The sequence below is a fragment of the Sphingomonas radicis genome (assembly GCF_051400635.1).
GTDB lineage: Bacteria > Pseudomonadota > Alphaproteobacteria > Sphingomonadales > Sphingomonadaceae > Sphingomonas.
The window spans coordinates 241,946-258,349 of the sequence record NZ_JBLFFG010000001.1 but is presented as its reverse complement, the minus strand read 5'-3'; the positions used below and the strand labels follow the sequence as shown (position 1 = coordinate 258,349).

Annotated in this window: 10 protein-coding genes; 5 read left to right on the top strand and 5 right to left on the bottom strand. The window is 65.0% G+C overall.

Annotated elements, in window-relative coordinates; genetic code table 11:
* Positions 1 to 80 precede the first annotated feature (80 nt).
* Both ACMGDH_RS01190 and ACMGDH_RS01185 read right to left on the bottom strand, forming a co-directional pair.
* Positions 81 to 1,886 (bottom strand): amidohydrolase, encoded by a 1,806-nt coding sequence (locus ACMGDH_RS01190; protein ID WP_436826092.1) that lies wholly within the window; start codon positions 1,884 to 1,886, stop codon positions 81 to 83.
* A gap of 138 nt (positions 1,887 to 2,024) precedes the next feature.
* Positions 2,025 to 2,381 carry a hypothetical protein gene (locus tag ACMGDH_RS01185; protein ID WP_436826091.1) on the bottom strand — a complete coding sequence of 119 codons (357 nt, stop codon included), beginning with the start codon at positions 2,379 to 2,381 and terminating at the stop codon, positions 2,025 to 2,027.
* Between the two features lie 674 nt (positions 2,382 to 3,055).
* Here ACMGDH_RS01185 and ACMGDH_RS01180 point away from each other — a divergent pair.
* From ACMGDH_RS01180 to ACMGDH_RS01160, 5 genes are all read left to right on the top strand, one after another.
* The gene (locus ACMGDH_RS01180; protein ID WP_436826090.1) at positions 3,056 to 5,596 is read left to right on the top strand and encodes a TonB-dependent receptor; all 2,541 of its coding nucleotides are present in this window, start codon (positions 3,056 to 3,058) and stop codon (positions 5,594 to 5,596) included.
* A 287-nt stretch (positions 5,597 to 5,883) separates the two neighbouring features.
* Positions 5,884 to 6,315: a MarR family winged helix-turn-helix transcriptional regulator gene (locus ACMGDH_RS01175; RefSeq protein WP_436826089.1), complete on the top strand. Its 432-nt coding sequence runs from the start codon at positions 5,884 to 5,886 to the stop codon at positions 6,313 to 6,315.
* A gap of 61 nt (positions 6,316 to 6,376) precedes the next feature.
* Positions 6,377 to 6,877: a 2Fe-2S iron-sulfur cluster-binding protein gene (locus tag ACMGDH_RS01170; protein ID WP_436826088.1), complete on the top strand. Its 501-nt coding sequence runs from the start codon at positions 6,377 to 6,379 to the stop codon at positions 6,875 to 6,877.
* A complete protein-coding gene (locus ACMGDH_RS01165; protein WP_436826087.1) occupies positions 6,874 to 7,860 on the top strand; it encodes an FAD binding domain-containing protein in 987 nt (328 codons plus the stop codon). Before ACMGDH_RS01170 ends, ACMGDH_RS01165 begins: the two co-directional genes overlap by 4 nt.
* Positions 7,857 to 10,169: a xanthine dehydrogenase family protein molybdopterin-binding subunit gene (locus ACMGDH_RS01160; RefSeq protein ID WP_436826086.1), complete on the top strand. Its 2,313-nt coding sequence runs from the start codon at positions 7,857 to 7,859 to the stop codon at positions 10,167 to 10,169. The genes ACMGDH_RS01165 and ACMGDH_RS01160 overlap by 4 nt, the downstream gene beginning before the upstream one ends.
* 517 nt (positions 10,170 to 10,686) lie before the next feature.
* Here the strand turns inward: ACMGDH_RS01160 and ACMGDH_RS01155 are convergent.
* From ACMGDH_RS01155 to ACMGDH_RS01145, 3 genes are all read right to left on the bottom strand, one after another.
* Positions 10,687 to 11,613, bottom strand: a complete 927-nt coding sequence (locus ACMGDH_RS01155) for a formylglycine-generating enzyme family protein (protein WP_436827197.1) — start codon at positions 11,611 to 11,613, stop codon at positions 10,687 to 10,689.
* A 169-nt stretch (positions 11,614 to 11,782) separates the two neighbouring features.
* Positions 11,783 to 13,156, bottom strand: coding sequence for a sulfatase family protein (locus tag ACMGDH_RS01150; protein WP_436826085.1), 1,374 nt, complete (start codon positions 13,154 to 13,156; stop codon positions 11,783 to 11,785).
* Between the two features lie 117 nt (positions 13,157 to 13,273).
* Positions 13,274 to 16,354, bottom strand: coding sequence for a TonB-dependent receptor (locus ACMGDH_RS01145; RefSeq protein WP_436826084.1), 3,081 nt, complete (start codon positions 16,352 to 16,354; stop codon positions 13,274 to 13,276).
* Positions 16,355 to 16,404: the final 50 nt, after the last annotated feature.

Genomic DNA, 16,404 nt, shown 5'->3' with positions numbered 1-16,404 from the left:
TCCTTTCGGCTGGTGGAGGATCTTGCTGGACTGCGACTGCAACGCTCGGCGGTGATCGACGCTGCGTCTGCCTCCTCTTTTCACTTCTCGCCGTAATAGGTTCCGAAGTATTTCACGGGCGACCAGGCCGGGAGGGGCGCGGGCAATCCCGGCGACAGATCCTGATAGTCCTGTGCGCCGAAGACGACCTTCCCGTTCATGATCGTCAGCACGGAGGTGACCGACTTGATCTGGTCGTCCGGCACGGAGAAATAGTCCCTGTCGAGAAGCGCGAAGTCCGCCAGATTTCCCGGGGCGATGGCGCCCATCTCGGATTCTGCATTTGCGAACCACGCCGCCCCCCTGGTGAACAGCGTCAGCGCCTCGGCCCGGGTCAGACGGTTGTCCGCCGCGAGCGCTTCGGAGCCCGACACCGACTTGCCCGTTACCATCCAGCTCACAGCGACCCACGGATTGTACGTCGCCGCCCGGAAGGCGTCGGTAGTCATGGCAAGCGGAATGCCGCTGTCCACGAGCAAGCGCAGACGCGGCGTCTGGAGCGCCTTCTCGCGGCCATAGGTCTTGATGAACCCGTCGGCGTGCAGGGCCATCTTTCCATCCAGAGCGACGCCGCCGCCCAGCTTCTTTAGCCGGGCGGTGTTCTCCGGGGAGATGGTCTCGGCATGTTCGAGACTCCACCGGAGTCCATCGAGCGGAACCGTCTCGTTCAGCTTCTCGAGGGCGTCGAGAAAGGGAGAGATGTTCTCGTTGTAGGTGATGTGCATGCGGAACGGGACGCGATGCCGTACCAGCTTTTTCACATCCTCCTCGACGAAGCGCCGCATCTTGTCAGGCGCGATGATGACCGCCGGCCGGTCGAAATTCTCATGATCGTGCACGTCGCCGTTCAGAACCTCGCCGGCCCCTCGATATTCCAGGCCATGCGCCAGGTCGGGATAGAGATTCTGTCCCGGGCTGATCGGCGCCGTCCTCGTGATCGCCTCGAGCTCCAGATCCACCATGTTCACCTGCCCGCCCGCACCGAGCTGCAGGTCCACGAACGGCATACGCACATTGAGACGGCTGTCGCGTGCCAGCACGCTCACGACCTTCTGACCCTCAGGATATGCCCATCTGCCGCCGTTATCGATGATCGTGGTCACGCCGAACCGGTTTAGACCGTGCACGCTCGAGACCACCGAACTCACCTGCTCCTCGAAACTTGGCTGCGGAACCATGGTCTCGAGGGCGAGAAACAACCATGTGTAGCCGTGGACGACACCGGTGGGGTTGCCGCGGCTGTCCTTTTCGAATTCGACGTCCGGCAGCTTCGGAAACCGATCGGTGCCGACCCCGAGTGCCTCCATGGCCCGCTTGTTCAGGAAGGCTTGGTTGTAGGCATATTGCACGATCATTGGACGGTCGGGCCCGGCCTTGCGCAGCTCGTCCAGAGTTGGGAAGCGGTTCTCCTTGAACTGATAGGGAGACCAGCCGCCGATCACCTTGACCCATTGGCCCTCCGGCGTGCGCTCGGCCTGCTCGCGAAGCATCGTCAATGCCTCCCGTAGCGTGGGCACGCCATCCCAGCGCACATTGTAGTTGTAGGCCAGGTCGTTGAGGACGTGGATATGGGCATCGATGATGCCTGGGATCAGCTGGCGGCTATGCGCATCGATGACCCTGGTGGTGGCGTTCTTCAGCCCGAGAATGGCTGCATCGGGGCCGACCGAATATATCCGGCCGTTCTTGACGGCCAACGCCGTCGCTTCTGGCTGGGCACGGTTGCCGGTGAAGATCTTCGCGTTGAAGACGATCAGATCAGCACCGGGGCTTTCCTGTGTCGGTTGCGCCTGAACCGCGGAGAACGAAGCGATGGTCACCAACGAGATGATTACTTTCCTGATCATTTTACTCTCGCTCCGTTGAGGTTTTCGAAGGGGCGGATTGCGCTGGCGACTTGCCGATCAGGGTGATCCCGCTACGCCAGCGCGGTGATTTTCTTGATTGGGCGCCCGGGCGCCGATCCGCCTGCGGGTCTTCTGTGGTCACTCGGACAAGTATCTGCGCCGACACTCCCGGCGGTTCGGGTTGCGTTCGCAACGCTGCCGGCGGGCCCGGTCGGCCATGATCTGGCCGTCCTTCGCGAGCTGCGAGAGCCTTTCACTCTCCTCAAGCGACCTCAGTTGCCGGGTATCGCGCCTGTGCTGCTGGGCAAGCATGCAGTCGCTGAAGGCCCGTGTTCCATATTTGTTGCCGAAGCTCTCGCAGGTGCGCGCGTCCTCGCGTTGCTTCGCGTTCCAGCGCTGAGCGCTGACCTCACCTCCTGTGAGGCCCATACCGAGCATGGTGACGATGCCCATAGCTAGGAGAGCGGTGCGTTTACCGGCGACAAGGCGTTGCATGGGATTCCTGACACTGTTCCGACAAGGGCTTGCTCGTTCGATCGCGGTGCGAGCAGATCCATCGCATACGCCGTCGAACCGTCCTTCGAATCGGGTAGCAATCCCGTCGATGCGCCAGTAGCTCCACGCAGCGATTAGCTCTGTCGCGTAATGCGGAACGCTCTCCCGCTCCCTTCCTAGGCCGTGTCGGGTCGCCGCGGTCCATCGCCGCCGATCGAGGGCATCAGGTAGCGGCGCCATCCTGTCGATCGATGACGGCCCGGCGCTGCGAGGTTCACAAGCGGTTGCGCCCGAGAGCGCAATTTGGCGGCGGATTCCAGAAAGTCGTTCGCTTTCGTCGGGCGCACCGGTTGAGACGGCCACTCGTCCATCGAAGGACACCTGCGCAATGGCACCGCGCCGCAGATCGCCGCACTGCGTGGACCATTTGGCCAGACCAAAAAATGTTACTGCGTCAGACAGCTGGCTCCTCTTACAGCCCAAGAGGCTTGACCAATAAAATGATTGATCATACCAATCCGCTAAAGGCGATGTAGCGATGATCAAAAGATCAGGTGCGCCTCACAAGGGAGAGTGCGATGCGAGGCGAGAAGTGGCTGCTGTGTTCAGGGGCCTTGCTGGCGATTATTCATGCCACGCCCGCCGGGGCGCAAACGCCAGCCACCGAGCAAGACGTGCCGTCGCCTGCGCCCGGCGAGGAGATTATCGTCGTAGGAGCACGTGCGAGCGAGCGGTCGGCACAGGACACCAAGCGCGAATCCGACCAGATCGTCGATTCCGTCGTGGCCGAGGACATTGGCGCACTCCCCGACTTCAACGTCGCCGAGGCGCTGCAGCGCGTGCCAGGGATCGCGCTCGATCGCAACGAGTTCACCGGGGAGGGATCCGGCGTCAGCGTGCGGGGCCTCAATCAGATCACGACCTCGCTGGCCGGGCGATCCATCTTCAGCGGTGTCGGCCGCTCGCTGAACCTTGGGGAAATCCCCGCCGGCCTGGTCGGCCGGGTCGACGTCTACAAGAGCCCGCAGGCGGACCAGATCGAGGCGGGGCTCGGCGGAACGGTGGACGTGCGGCTGCGCAGCCCCGCGGACCTCAAGGGCCCGACCGCGTCGGCCACGGTGCGCGGTATCTATCGGCGCCTCAGCGACAGCGTGAATCCCAGCGTTTCGGGCCTGGTCGGGAACAACTGGTCGGTCGGCAACGGCAAGCTCGGCGTGCTGGTCTCGGGCCTCTATGACCGCCGCAATTTCCGCACCGACCGGCTGGCGGTGGACGCGTTCGCGGACCGGCGAAACCTTGTCGATCGCAGCGGCGACGGCCTGACCAACAACAACAATCCTGCCGACAGCATCTATGTCCCCACCACGCTGACCACGCGCTACTCGCTGGGCGAGTTCGAGCGCTGGGCGGTCGGCGGCCGGATCCAGTACAAGGAGCCGGGCATCGAGCTTTACATCGACGGCATCTACAACAGCTATTCGGGCACGCAGGACCATTCGTTTATCGCGGCCCGGCTCAACGAAACCCGTTATGGCGCGCGCGCCGCGCTCCAGCCGGGCTATACGGTGCGGCCGGACAATCTGACGTTCGAATCCGGCACGTTCCGGAACGTGCCGTTCCAGGTGACGAGCTACATCCAGGACGAGAAGAACTCGGTGTGGCAGGCGGCGGCCGGCTTCAAGCTGCGCCGCGGCAAGATGCAGGCCGCGCTCGATCTGAGCTATCTGCGCAGCACCAAGAACGAGATGCGGCGCGACTTCACCGTGGGGGGCATCGCGCCGCTCTATCTCATGGATCTGCGGCCGGACACGCCCTTCTACGACTATCAGGGCATGGACCTGCTCGACCCGGCGGCCTATCGCCCCGACCGCATCTCGACCTACAACTATCCGAACGAAGGCGTCGAGAAGGCGGCACGGCTGGATATCACCTGGGACGTCGACCTGCCGATCGTCCAGGCGCTGCAATGGGGCGTCCGCTTCACCAGCCGCACGGCGGACCGCATCGGCTTCGACGAAGGCGTCAACCTGATCGGCCGCACCCCGAGCACTCCCCTGGCGGACATCCTTGATCCGACCCCGGACGACCTTTTCGCGAACCGGTTCGAGCTGACCGACACGGTGTGGCTCCGGCCCACGCCCGCCTCGGTTCGCGAGTTCAGCGGCCTGCTCCAGGCCTATGGGATTCCGGCAGATTTCCCCGCTATCGAGCCGCTGCTGGCCTATTCCTTCGACGAATCCACGCGTGCGGCCTATGTGATGGCGAAGATCCGGCAGGAGGTCGCAGGCATGCGGCTGACCGGCAATGTGGGTGTACGCTTCATTGGCACCAGGCAGGACGCCAATGGCTTCCGCACGGCGCCATCGACCGGCGCGTTCGAGCCGGTCGATATCGATCGCCGCTACAGCGCTGCACTACCCAGCGTGAACCTTGCCTTGCGGATCACGCCGAACCTCGTGGTTCGCGCAGCCTATTCGCAGGTGATGTCGAAGCCGAGCTTTCTCGACCTCTCCCCGACCCGGACGCTCGACTATGACGAGAACCGCGGCTCGGGGGGCAATCCCAACCTGATGCCTTACAAGGCACATCAATATGACGGCACAGTGGAGTGGTATTTCGGACGGCCGGGTTTCATCTATGTTGGCTACTTCAAGAAGGACATTGATGGCTATTATCAGCGGGTCTCGCTTCCCGAAGTCATCGATGGCCAGACTTTCCTGATCGACCAGCTCGTCAATGCCGATCAGGCGAAGCTTGACGGTTGGGAGTTCGGATATCAGCAACAGTATGATTTCCTTCCCGGGCTGCTGCGCGGGTTCGGCGGGCGGTTCAGCTATACGAAGATCAACTCGAACCGGTACAATTCGACGCTGCGGCGCAACGAGCCTCTATCGGGTCTTTCGCCCAGCACCTACAATGCGACACTCACCTATGAGATGGGCGGGTTCCGCGCCCGGCTCGCCTATAACTGGCGCGAGAGCTATCCGGTAAATCTCAATCCCGGCGGCGCGCTGAATTTGCCGCAAACGCGGCGTTCGTTCGGCATCTGGGATGCGAGCGCAACCTACGAATTGCGGAAGAACCTGTCGGTCTTCGTCGACGTGTCGAACATCACCAACCAGCGCGGGACAGAGGTCTTCACCGTGCCTGAAAGGCCGCGTTCCTTCTTCCTGAGCGACCAGACCTTTGGCATTGGATTGCGCGCGAACTTCTGATCTCCCTTTTTCGGCGGTGTAGCCCGGTCACGAGGCCGCGTTCGATTCTGCCGCGACTCCATCGTGCGCAGGGCGTCGAGGTATCGACAAGGCGGCAATCGAGGTGCAGGTGAGGCTTTGACCGGGCCACTCCCTTCTCCACTTAATCCCGCCGCCTGACTGGATCGGGTCAGGCGCAAAGGCAGGAACCTTGGCGCCGGGCGCGGCCCGAGCTCTTGCCTCTCCATGGCTGACCCGGCTCGCAAATCGACTGGTATGTACGGACGGCGACCGGCTATGCCGTCGCCATGACGATGCCCACAGACGAAGAACTCGCGGCGCTCGGCGAGGCGTTCGACCTGTTCACGCGGCGCTACAAGCTCGCGGAGGCGCTATCGCCCGAAACGCCGCTCAACGAGCTGGACAAGCAAGTGCTGTTCTACGTGGCCGCACATCCGAACTGCGGGCCGACCGATGCAGCACGCCACATCGGCGTCGCCAACACGACGATTTCGTCGGCGACCGACCGCCTCGCCAAGCGCGACCTCCTCGAGCGCCATCGTCCGGAAGCGGATCGCCGCTCCGTTGCGCTGCGCCTGACCGAAGCGGGGCAGCAGCGCGTGAACGCCTTGTCCGCAATGTACGGCGAGCTGCATCGGCGTATGCTGGAACCGCTGTCGGTGGCGGAGCGGCGGCAACTCATCGCGATGATGGCGAAGATCATCTCATACGATAGTTGAATAATACGATTGTCGCAGTAATCTTCCCGGTGCGCACATCGCACAGCGCCGGGAGTGGCTCATGGCAATCAGCATAAACGGAACCGATGTCGCACCGCCGGATGAGGCTCGGGTGTCGTTGCTCGATCTGCTACGTGAGCGGCTGCACCTAACCGGCACCAAGGTCGGCTGCAATCAGGGCGCGTGCGGCGCATGCACGGTCCTGATCGACGGGAACCGGGTACTCTCCTGCCTGACGCTTGCCGTCCAGGCGGACGGCCGCAGCGTCACCACGATCGAGGGGCTCGGCGCCGACGGCCTTCATCCGCTCCAAGCGGCCTTTCTCGAGCATGACGGTCTCCAGTGCGGCTATTGCACGCCCGGCCAGATCTGTGCGGCGTCGGGGATGCTGGCGGAGGTGGAGGCCGGTGTGCCCAGCTATGTCACCCACGATCTCTCCGGCCCTGTCACTCTGTCGCGCGACGAAGTCCGTGAACGGATGAGCGGCAATCTGTGCCGTTGCGGCGCGCATAACGGGATCATCGAGGCAATCATGGCAGCCGCCGCGGAGCGGGCGGCATGACCCCCGTTTCCTATCTTCGCGCGAACAGCACTGCCGATGCGATCCGGCTGGGTGCGGCAGAGGGGCACCGGCTCCTTGGCGGCGGGACCAATCTGGTGGACCTTATGCGCAAGGGCGTCGAGCAGCCCGCAGTGCTGGTTGACGTATCCGGCCTCTCGACGATCATCGAAGAGGCGGCGGACGGCAGCGTCGTGATCGGTGCGGCCGCCCGCAACAGCAGCGTCGCCGCCCACCCCCTAGTGCGGACGCGCTATCCCATGCTGTCGCGCGCGATCCTCGCCGGCGCTTCCGCGCAGATCCGCAACATGGCGACTGTCGGCGGCAATTTGCTGCAGCGTACCCGCTGCCTGTATTTCGCCGATGCCGCCGGCTCGCGCTGCAACAAGCGGGCACCCGGCAGCGGGTGCGACGCCCAGGGCGGGTTCACGCGCTACCATGCGATACTGGGCGCATCGCCGGCCTGCATCGCAACGCACCCTTCCGACATGGCGGTCGCGTTGGCGGCGCTCGACGCACAGGTGCATCTCGCAAGTGCAGGCGGGGTGCGCAGGGTATCGCTGCTCGACTTCTACCGGCTACCGGGCGAACGGCCCGATGTGGAGACGCTGCTCGCCCCGGGCGAGATGATCGTCGCCGTCGAACTCCCGCCGTCCGGCGTCGCGGCGCGCTCCACCTATCGCAAGGTGCGTGACCGGGCGAGCTATGCCTTTGCACTCGTCTCGGTTGCGGCCGGGCTGGCATTGGACGGCGACCGGATCGTAGATGTGCGCCTCGCGCTTGGCGGCGTTGCGGCCAAGCCCTGGCGGGCGTTGCGAGCGGAGGCGATGCTGCGCGGACAACTGGCGACCGCCGAGGCATTCGCCGGGGCCGCGGCGGCGGAACTGCAGGAAGCGGCCCCGCTACCCGGCAACGCCTTCAAGGTGCCGCTGGCCCAGCGGACGCTTGCAGCGGTCCTCACCGAACTGAGCGGAGAGCTGGCATGAGCAGGGTGCAGAACGTCTTGGTCGGCTCGGTGCGCACGGCGCTGGGCTGGGTCCCGGCCCAGTGGCTCCCCGGCGGCACGCCCGACCCGCTGATCGGTCGGCGCGGCGAGGTGGGCCGGCAGGCGCCGCGCATCGACGGCGAGGCGAAGGTGCGCGGGCGGGCGCGCTTCTCGGCCGAGGTGGCGATGGAGGGCCTCTGCTACGCCGCGCTCGTGCACAGCACCATTACCCGCGGCCGCATCGCCCATCTGGACACAAGTGCGGCCGAAGCGGCGCCGGGCGTGCTGCTTGTCGTCACGCACCGCAACATGCCGCGGGTCGCCAGCCCGTCGCTAATCTCGATGACCGACCTGACCGCCACGGGGAACAGCAGCTTGCCCATCCTGCAGGACGATCAGGTGCATTATAACGGCCAGGTGGTTGCGGCGGTGGTCGCCGAGACGCAGGAGCAGGCCGATCACGCCGCAGCGCTGATCGCGATCGACTATGCCGCCGTACCCGCCGAGACGCGTTTCGAGGATGCCAAGGCAGGCGCTCGCGTGATCCCGTCGCTGCTGATCGAGCGCAACCATTTGTCGCTCGGACGCGCCGAGCGCGAGCTGGCGCGCGCTTCGCACAAGGTGGACAATCTGTATCGAACCCAGTGGCAGAACCACAATGCGATCGAGCTCCACGCGCTGACCGTTGCCTGGGCGCAGGACGGTCTGACCGTCCACGACACGACCCAGATGATCGCTCCCGAGGCGGCGACGCTGGCGAAATTGTTCGGGCTCAAGCGCGAGCAGGTCCGCGTTCTCTCGCCCTATGTCGGCGGCGGGTTCGGGGGCAAAGGGCTCTGGGACCATCAGGTCGTGGCCGTGGCTGCGGCACGGATGGTCGGCCGGCCCCTCCGTCTCCAGCTCAGCCGCGAGGGCGTGTATCGCATCGTCGGTGGCCGCAGCCCGACCGAGCAGCGCGTCGCCATCGGCGCTGACGAAGAGGGGCGCTTCACCGCATTGCTGCACGATGGCTGGTCGGTGATGCCGCCCTATGGCGCCTGCCCCGAAGCCTATACGCTGGGCACGCGCGCCGCCTATCGCGCGAAGAGCTTCGAGATCCTTCAGCGCCATATCGATCTCGCCGTGGTTCCCAACACCTTCATGCGCGCGCCCGGCGAGGCGATCGGCACCTTCGCCCTGGAGAGCGCGGTCGACGAACTGGCGCATGCGCTGGCGCTCGACCCGGTCGAATTGCGCCTGCGCAACCTGCCGGACAAGCATCCGATCACCGGTGCACCCTTCTCCCAGCATGCGCCGGCAAAGTCATGGTCCGATGGTGCCGCCCGGTTCGGCTGGGACCGCCGCTCGCCGGTCCCGGGCGCACGCCGCGAGGGGGAGTGGCGGATCGGCATGGGCTGCGGCAGTGGCAGCTTTCCCTATGTGCGCATGCCGGGCGCCGCCGTTCGCCTTACCGTCCGGCGTGATGGAACCGCCAGCCTCGCCTGCTCGGGTCAGGAAATGGGCATGGGAACAGCGACGGTGCTGGCACAGCAGGTCGCAGACCGGCTCGGTCTGCCGCTCGCCGCCGTGTCCGTCGAAATCGGCGACTCCGCGCTCCCCGCCGCGCCGATGGCAGGCGGATCAGGGCAGACCGTGTCGCTCGCCGGGGCGGTTCTCGCCGCTGCGGAGAAGCTGCCGACGGAGCTGCTTCGCCTGGCCGGCAACGACAGCCCGCTTGCGGGTCTTCGGCCGGGCGAGATCCGCCTGGCGCAGGAGGGGCTCGTCAGTGCCGGGGAGCCGGACCGGCACGAGAGCTTCCGGTCGATCCTGTCGCGCGCGAGCCGCGACGAAGTGAGCGTCACCGCCTCCGGCACGCCGCCGCTCGAGATGCTGAAGTTCGCCATGCACAGCACGGCGGCGATGTTCTGCGAGCTGCGCGTCAGCGAGGTGACGGGCGAAATCCGTGTCGATCGGCTGCTCGGCTCGTTCGATTGCGGCGCGATCCTCAATCCGCGCACCGCGGCCAGTCAGTTTCGCGGCGGCATGATCATGGGACTGGGCCTTGCACTGACGGAGGAGACGCTGTTCGACGAGCGTAGCGGTCGGATCATGAACCCGACTCTTGCCGACTATCATGTCCCGGTTCACATGGATGTGCCCGATATTGACGTGATCTGGACTGGCATCCCTGATCCGCGGTCCCCGCTGGGCGCGCGAGGAATAGGAGAAATCGGCATTACGGGCGTGGCCGCAGCCGTGGCGAACGCTGTGTTCAATGCGACCGGCAAGCGGGTGCGCGACCTCCCGATCACGCTGGATAAGCTGCTGTGAATTCTTTGAAACGGCGCCGCTCGGGTATTGTGGATTTCACGTGAATGAATGGCCGGTCTGGGGGGCGGGCGGGGCCCGGGTGACTGCAACTGGAACGTTTCGGTCGAAAAGCCGACGGTCGGCAAACAGCCCGCTTCCGCCGTTCGACCGCGCAAGGAGAAACGGCCGCTCGTGGGCCGAATGCAGACTGGCGGCTTTGGAACGTCGAGAGGGTGATAGCAGCCGCCATTTACTGGCCTAGAGCGCCGCTCCTCAAGCAAATGGCTTCCCCCCTTTTCCGGCATTTGCTTTGGCATGCGAAGCAATTTTACAATCGGACTGCGTGATCGAACGTCCCTGGATGCAATCTCGCACGTCGATATCGAGGCCCTCAGCCGCCGAGCTCGACACGCATCGCGCCGGTGTCCGCATCATGGATCCGCGCGCTTGAGGCGATGGACGCCATCGGTCATCCGAGTGCGAACGTAATGCCTTGTGACGTCCGTGGCGGCTCGAACGCGCCGCGGCTAGTCGCGGCTTAGTCGCGGCTAACGCAGCGGAAGCCAATATGGGTGGTGGCCGAATCCACGGGTTGGGGGTGGCAGGCTGCCGGCCGGTAACGCTGGCAGTAATTTTCCGCGCATAGATGTGAGCCGCCTTTCAACACCTTTCGCGGAATGCGCGCCTGGGGCGTGCTGGGATCGTAGCTCTTGCGCTCACGCCCTCCCCTCGGACTAGGGATGGCGCAGCACGCGCCCGACTTCTTCTTCACCACCTTTCGGTCGCCGGCCCCAGGTACGGAGAACCAGTCTGACGTCCATTCCCAGACGTTCCCGATCATGTCGTAGAGCGCAAAGCCGTTGGGCGGGAACTGTCGCACCGGCGAAATCCCCTCGAACCCGTCCAGCATAGTATTCGCGAAGGGGAAGAGGCCCTGCCAGTAATTGGCCAGCATGGCGCCGCCGGGCGCGAGTTCGTCCCCCCATGCATATTCTGTGTCCGTCCCCCCGCGCGCCGCGAACTCCCATTCCGCCTCGGTCGGAAGCGCCTTGCCGGCCCATCGGGCAAAGGCATGGGCATCGGAATAGGCGACATGCACCACCGGATGGTCCTCTAACCCCTCGATTGAGGAGTCAGGCCCCGAAGGGCGACGCCGGTCGGCACCGGGGCGGAACGTCCACCACGGGGAAAAATCAGCCATGTCGACCGGCCCAGCAGTCTTCTGGAAGGCCAGCGAGCCCGCCAATGCGAAGTCTGGGTCCAGCCCGGGATAGTCGGCCGGATCCGGCTCGACCTCCGCCAGTGTGACGTGGCCAGCCGCCTCGACGAAACGCGCGAACTGTCTGTTGGTCACCGGTGTCTCGCCGATCCAAAAGGGATCGACCCGCACGGCGCGAACCGGCGCTTCTTCGGGGTAGAAGCTCTCGGACCCCATCCGGAAGCGGCCGCCCGGGACGCGGCGCATACCGGCAAACCGGACCTGGTCGGAAAAGCCGGGTTTCAACGCGTTGTCCATTCAAGTGTCATGGCAGGAGGGCACGACCGGCAAAGCGAGCAGGCCGAGCACCGGACCGACGTGGTGGTTCGCAATGATGTCGCACGGCGGGATGCCGGCGCCACGTGCAATTGCCCGCTTATGGTTTCGTGCCCGGATCCGGTTCGCCGTAAAGCGGGCCTTCCTGAAGATGCGGCGTGCCCTCCACCGGATGGTTGTCACCTTGCTCGGCGCGCCACGCCGCGAGCCTCGAGCGGAGCGACTTCAGCACCCCCGCCTGACGGGGGCCGGCGGCCAGATTGTGCTTCTCGTCGGGATCCACCGAGAGGTCGTAGAGTTCTTCCTTGGGGCGATGATAGTAGGCGTCGACGATCGCCTTTGCCGCCGGGCCGTCCTTCGCGGCCTCGCGCCACGACGGGAAATATTTCCCCGAATCCACGCGCTTCACCCACTGATCGATATGCGTGGTGTAGACATATTCGGGGTGCAGGTTGCTGATATACTTCCAGCGATCGGTCCGCACGCTGCGCATCGGATAGACGTTGATGCTGCCGTCGTTGTTGTGCGTCGTGTAGATCTCGCTGCGACCCTTGTCCGTCTCGCCGCGGAGCACGGGCGCGAACGTCTGGCCGTCGATTCCGGCGGGCGCCTTGCCCCCGGCCACGTCGACCAGTGTCGGCAGGATGTCGACCCAGCTGACCATCGCGCTCGTACGCGTGCCAGGCCGGATATGGCCGCCCCACCGCACGATCGTCGGCACGCGCGTGCCGGTGTCGTAGAGGTTCCATTTGCCGAACGGCCATTGCGCGCCGTGATCGGACGAGAACAGCACGAACGTGTCCTTGCCCAGGACCTGATCGACGGCATCGAGCGTGTCGCCCACTTCCTTGTCGAGCCTTGAGACCGCAGCATAATAGCGCGCGCGGGCATCACGGGTCGCTCTGGTGTCGACGGTCTTGGGTGGCAGCGAGATTGCCGCCGGATCATAGCCCTCGGTGGTTTCCGGCCACGGTACGTGCGGCCAGTTGCTGCCGACGAAGATCGCCAGCGGACGCTTATCCTTGCGCGCCTTGAGCCAGCTGATCGCCGAGGCGACGCCATCGGGATCGTGGAAGGTATCGTGCTCGAAATGATCGAACCCGTACATGCCGGTCTGCTGGTAGTGCGAAACCTTGCCGAACGCGACGACCTCATAGCCGAGCGCCTGCAGATACGAAGGCAGCTTGCGGACGTCTGCGCGCGGCCGTTTCTGGTTGGCCTCGGCGCCATTACGCGCGGGCATCAGCCCAGTGAGCAAGGCCGCGCGACTCGGCGCGCATGCCGGCGAGGCGACGAAGGCGCGATCGAACACCATCCCGTCTCGCGCCAGCTTGGCGAGATTCGGCGCGCGCACGTTCTTGTCGCCCCATGGTGTCAGGTCGTTGCCGAGATCGTCGGCGAGAAACACCACCAGATTGGGCCGTACCTGCGCCTCGGCCTGCTGCGTCATCGCACCGGTCTGGGCGATGGTCATCAGGGACGCAGCGGCTACGACGGACCGCATAACATAAGCGCGCTTCATTCAACTCTCCTCACGCAACTTTGGCTGCCGCGCGCGCCGCCAACAGCCGGCGCGCGCGGCAGCTATCGATCAGAACCGCACCCGCGCGCCGAGCGTGTAGGTAGTCTCGTCGCCATAGACCTTGCTGTTCAGCCACGACGCGCCGCGATATTGCTTGGTCTCGTTGCGCAGCACGTTGGTCCCTCCGATGTCGAAGCGCAGCGCATCGGTCACGTCCAGCCCGACGCTGAAGTCGAGCCGGCCCGCCGGACGGATCCAGCTGAGCAGGGTCGGCAGATACGGATCCGTCACCGGGCGATCTGGATCATAGGGGCGCAGCTGGACGCCGCCGCTATTGTCCTCGTTCCAATATTTTGAACGGTAGGTGTAGACGACGCGCGCGCTCAATTTACCGCGATCGTAGAGTCCGCCGATGGTGAAATTATACTTCGAGACGCCCTGGAGCGCGTTGCCGGCGAGCAGATCGTCGCCGCCGATTTTCGAGTCGGCGATGGTGAAGGCGCCGAGAATGCCGAGCCCGGCGAGATCGCCGGGCAGGAAATCGAAGAAATATTGGGCGCTGGTCTCGATGCCCTTGAGCTCTGCCTCGCCGACGTTGCGCGGGCGCGAGATCAGGAAGTTGATCCCGTCGATCGTCTCCTGGCTCGACGCAGTGACGACACGGTCCTTGATCCGGCGATAATAGCCTGTGATCGCGACGAAGCCGCTCCTGAAATAATATTCGAGCGTCGCGTCGACGCTGTCCGAACGCTGCGGGCGCAGCTCGGCATTGCCCGCCGAGCCGGTGCTGAGCTGAAACGGATTGACCGTGATCGCGAGCGACTGGGTTGGATTGAGGTCGCCGAACTCGGGCCGCCGGATGCTGCGCGAATAAGCGAGCCGGGTCTGGAAGCCTCCGGGAAACTTGAGACGCGCAGTCGCCGTCGGTAGCACGTCGGTGTCGGAGGTGCTGACGTCGACGGGCACAAACGCGCCAGCCACGCTCCGGAACGTGCTGATGTCGCGATCGGTCTTGATCACGCGCACGCCAACCACACCGTCCAGCGTGACGTTCCCGAGCGGCACTTCGTAAGTGCCCTGGACGTACGAGGCGAGCGTGGTCTCCTTCGCGTCGAACTGGCGCGTAGGGTTCCAGTCGGGCTGGCGCAGCGGCAGGTTCAGCAGCCTGCGCAACTCATTCCGCCCGGATTTCGAACGAAGATAGGACGGCGCGATGCCGACGAAGCTCGTCCCGCCATTGACCCGCGGCAGCTCGCCGATGATGCCGATGATGTTCGGCGACAGCGGCAGCGACGAGATCAGCCGCGCCGTCGCTTCGGTCCCGGTGCCGATATTGCCGTAAGGAATCGGTGTGGTGGACTGTACGTCGCGCTGCACCGCCTCGCGCCGGGCGAAGCGTATGCCGACTTCGACCTTCCTGAGCAGCCCGCCGAGCTCGTAATCGCCGTCCGCGCGTGCCTGCAACAACGAGCCGTCCGCGTCGGTGAAATTCTGGTTGAACGCGTTGCGCAGCGACAGATTGGCGCTGCTCATCGGCACGCCCGCCGGCATGGTGATGCGTGGGCCGCCATCGACATCGGTTTCGAGCAGCATCGTCGCTACCCGCTGTCCGGCCTCGAGGTTCACATTCTCGCGCAGGCTATTCGACGTCTGATAACCGAAATCGAGCACCGCATGCGCGCGGTCCTGCTCCCAGCGCAAACCGCCGGCGATCTGCTTTGCCTCCTGCGTAAAGCGCAGAGAGGAGGAGTTCTGGTTGACGACGATGTTGTTGAACTGGACGCTCTTCACGTCGCACATGCGCTGGACGGTAAAGGGCTGGAGAACGGACCTGCCCTGCGCATCCACGCTGATCGTCGGGTTGGTGCCTGCGGCGTTGACGCGTGCGTCGAAGCAATTGTCGCTGGCGACGACGTTGGTCATCGACGTGCCGTTGGTGAAGGGCTGCGGGTTGAACCCGGTGAAGCCCGCAGTCGTCTGGAAATAGGTGTAGAAGCCATCGACATAGGCCTGAACCGACGGGCTGACCTGCCACTGGATCGCGCCATTGACCTGCTTCCGGGTCACCTCGCCGACATCGGGCATGTTCTGGATGACCTGCGGGATCAGATAGCCCGGCGTGTTGAGCGGTGCGACACCCGAGCTGCGACGCATGTCCATGAACGCCGTGGTCCGCATCGAATCCGCATGCGACCAGGTGCCGTTGACCAGCACGCCGATCTCGCCGATCCCGGTGTCGAACCGGTCGGTCGCGAGCAGGCTGAGCGCGGGGTTCGCCTTGCCGACACGCGTCGCATAGGTCTGCCGCGCGCTCCCGACCAGCGCCGGCTCCCTGAAGTTGAACGGCTTGTTGAGCTTGAGATCGATGCCGCCCGCGACGCCGCCCTCGATCTGGTCGGCGGTCTGCGACTTGAACACCTCGACCCGGGCAAGCGCCTCGGCGGGCATGTCGACGAGGCTGAAGCCGCGGCCGGTGGTGGTGAACACCTCGCGCCCATCCACCGTGGTCATGATGTCGGCGAGGCCGCGGATGCGAACGCCCGAAAGCTCGTTGTTGCTGTCGTTCTGGACCTGGATGCCCGGCACGCGCTGGAGCGCGGCGGCGGTGGTGGGATCGGGAAACTTGCCGATGTCCTGCGCGACAATCGCGTCGACGACTTGCACCGCGTCTTCCTTGATCTTCGCGGCACGCTCGAGCGACTGGCGGACGCCGGTGACGACGATATCCTGCTCGGGCGCTGCCGCTTCCTCCACCTGCGCATCCACCGCCGCGACCGGCGAAGCCTCCTGGACAGGCGAAGGCGGCCTGCGCACCGGAGGCACCGAAGCGACAACCCGCTTCAGTGCCTCGGTGCGCTTCAGGACGATCCTCGAGCCGTTGACGACCGGAACAAGCTCTGTCCCGGCGAGCAGCAGGGTCAGAGCCTTCGAAACTTCCATGTTGCCGCGCACCCGGTTGACGAGAACGCCCTCGACGGCGGGTCCGGATGCCAGAATTTCGACGCCGGCCTGGCGCGCGAAGATCGGGATTGCGGAACTGGCAGGTTGCTGGGCGATGTCGAACTGGCGGATCTGCGCGGTCGCGAACGATGCGGTCGCCGAGCAGCAGATTATCGCCGACGTGGCCAACAGATGATGGTGCGCGCGCAAGTTTCCCTCCCCATATACGATGACGCCTTTCTGGCGCTCTCTCTTCACAC

Bases quoted from the DNA above. Each gene is read 5' to 3' on its own strand.
- ACMGDH_RS01190 (WP_436826092.1), bottom strand. From the start codon at position 1,886: ATGATCAGGAAAGTAATCATCTCGTTGGTGACCATCGCTTCGTTCTCC.
- ACMGDH_RS01185 (WP_436826091.1), bottom strand. From the start codon at position 2,381: ATGCAACGCCTTGTCGCCGGTAAACGCACCGCTCTCCTAGCTATGGGC.
- ACMGDH_RS01175 (WP_436826089.1), top strand. From the start codon at position 5,884: ATGACGATGCCCACAGACGAAGAACTCGCGGCGCTCGGCGAGGCGTTC.
- ACMGDH_RS01170 (WP_436826088.1), top strand. From the start codon at position 6,377: ATGGCAATCAGCATAAACGGAACCGATGTCGCACCGCCGGATGAGGCT.
- ACMGDH_RS01165 (WP_436826087.1), top strand. From the start codon at position 6,874: ATGACCCCCGTTTCCTATCTTCGCGCGAACAGCACTGCCGATGCGATC.
- ACMGDH_RS01160 (WP_436826086.1), top strand. From the start codon at position 7,857: ATGAGCAGGGTGCAGAACGTCTTGGTCGGCTCGGTGCGCACGGCGCTG.
- ACMGDH_RS01155 (WP_436827197.1), bottom strand. From the start codon at position 11,613: ATGCGCCGCGTCCCGGGCGGCCGCTTCCGGATGGGGTCCGAGAGCTTC.
- ACMGDH_RS01150 (WP_436826085.1), bottom strand. From the start codon at position 13,156: ATGACCATCGCCCAGACCGGTGCGATGACGCAGCAGGCCGAGGCGCAG.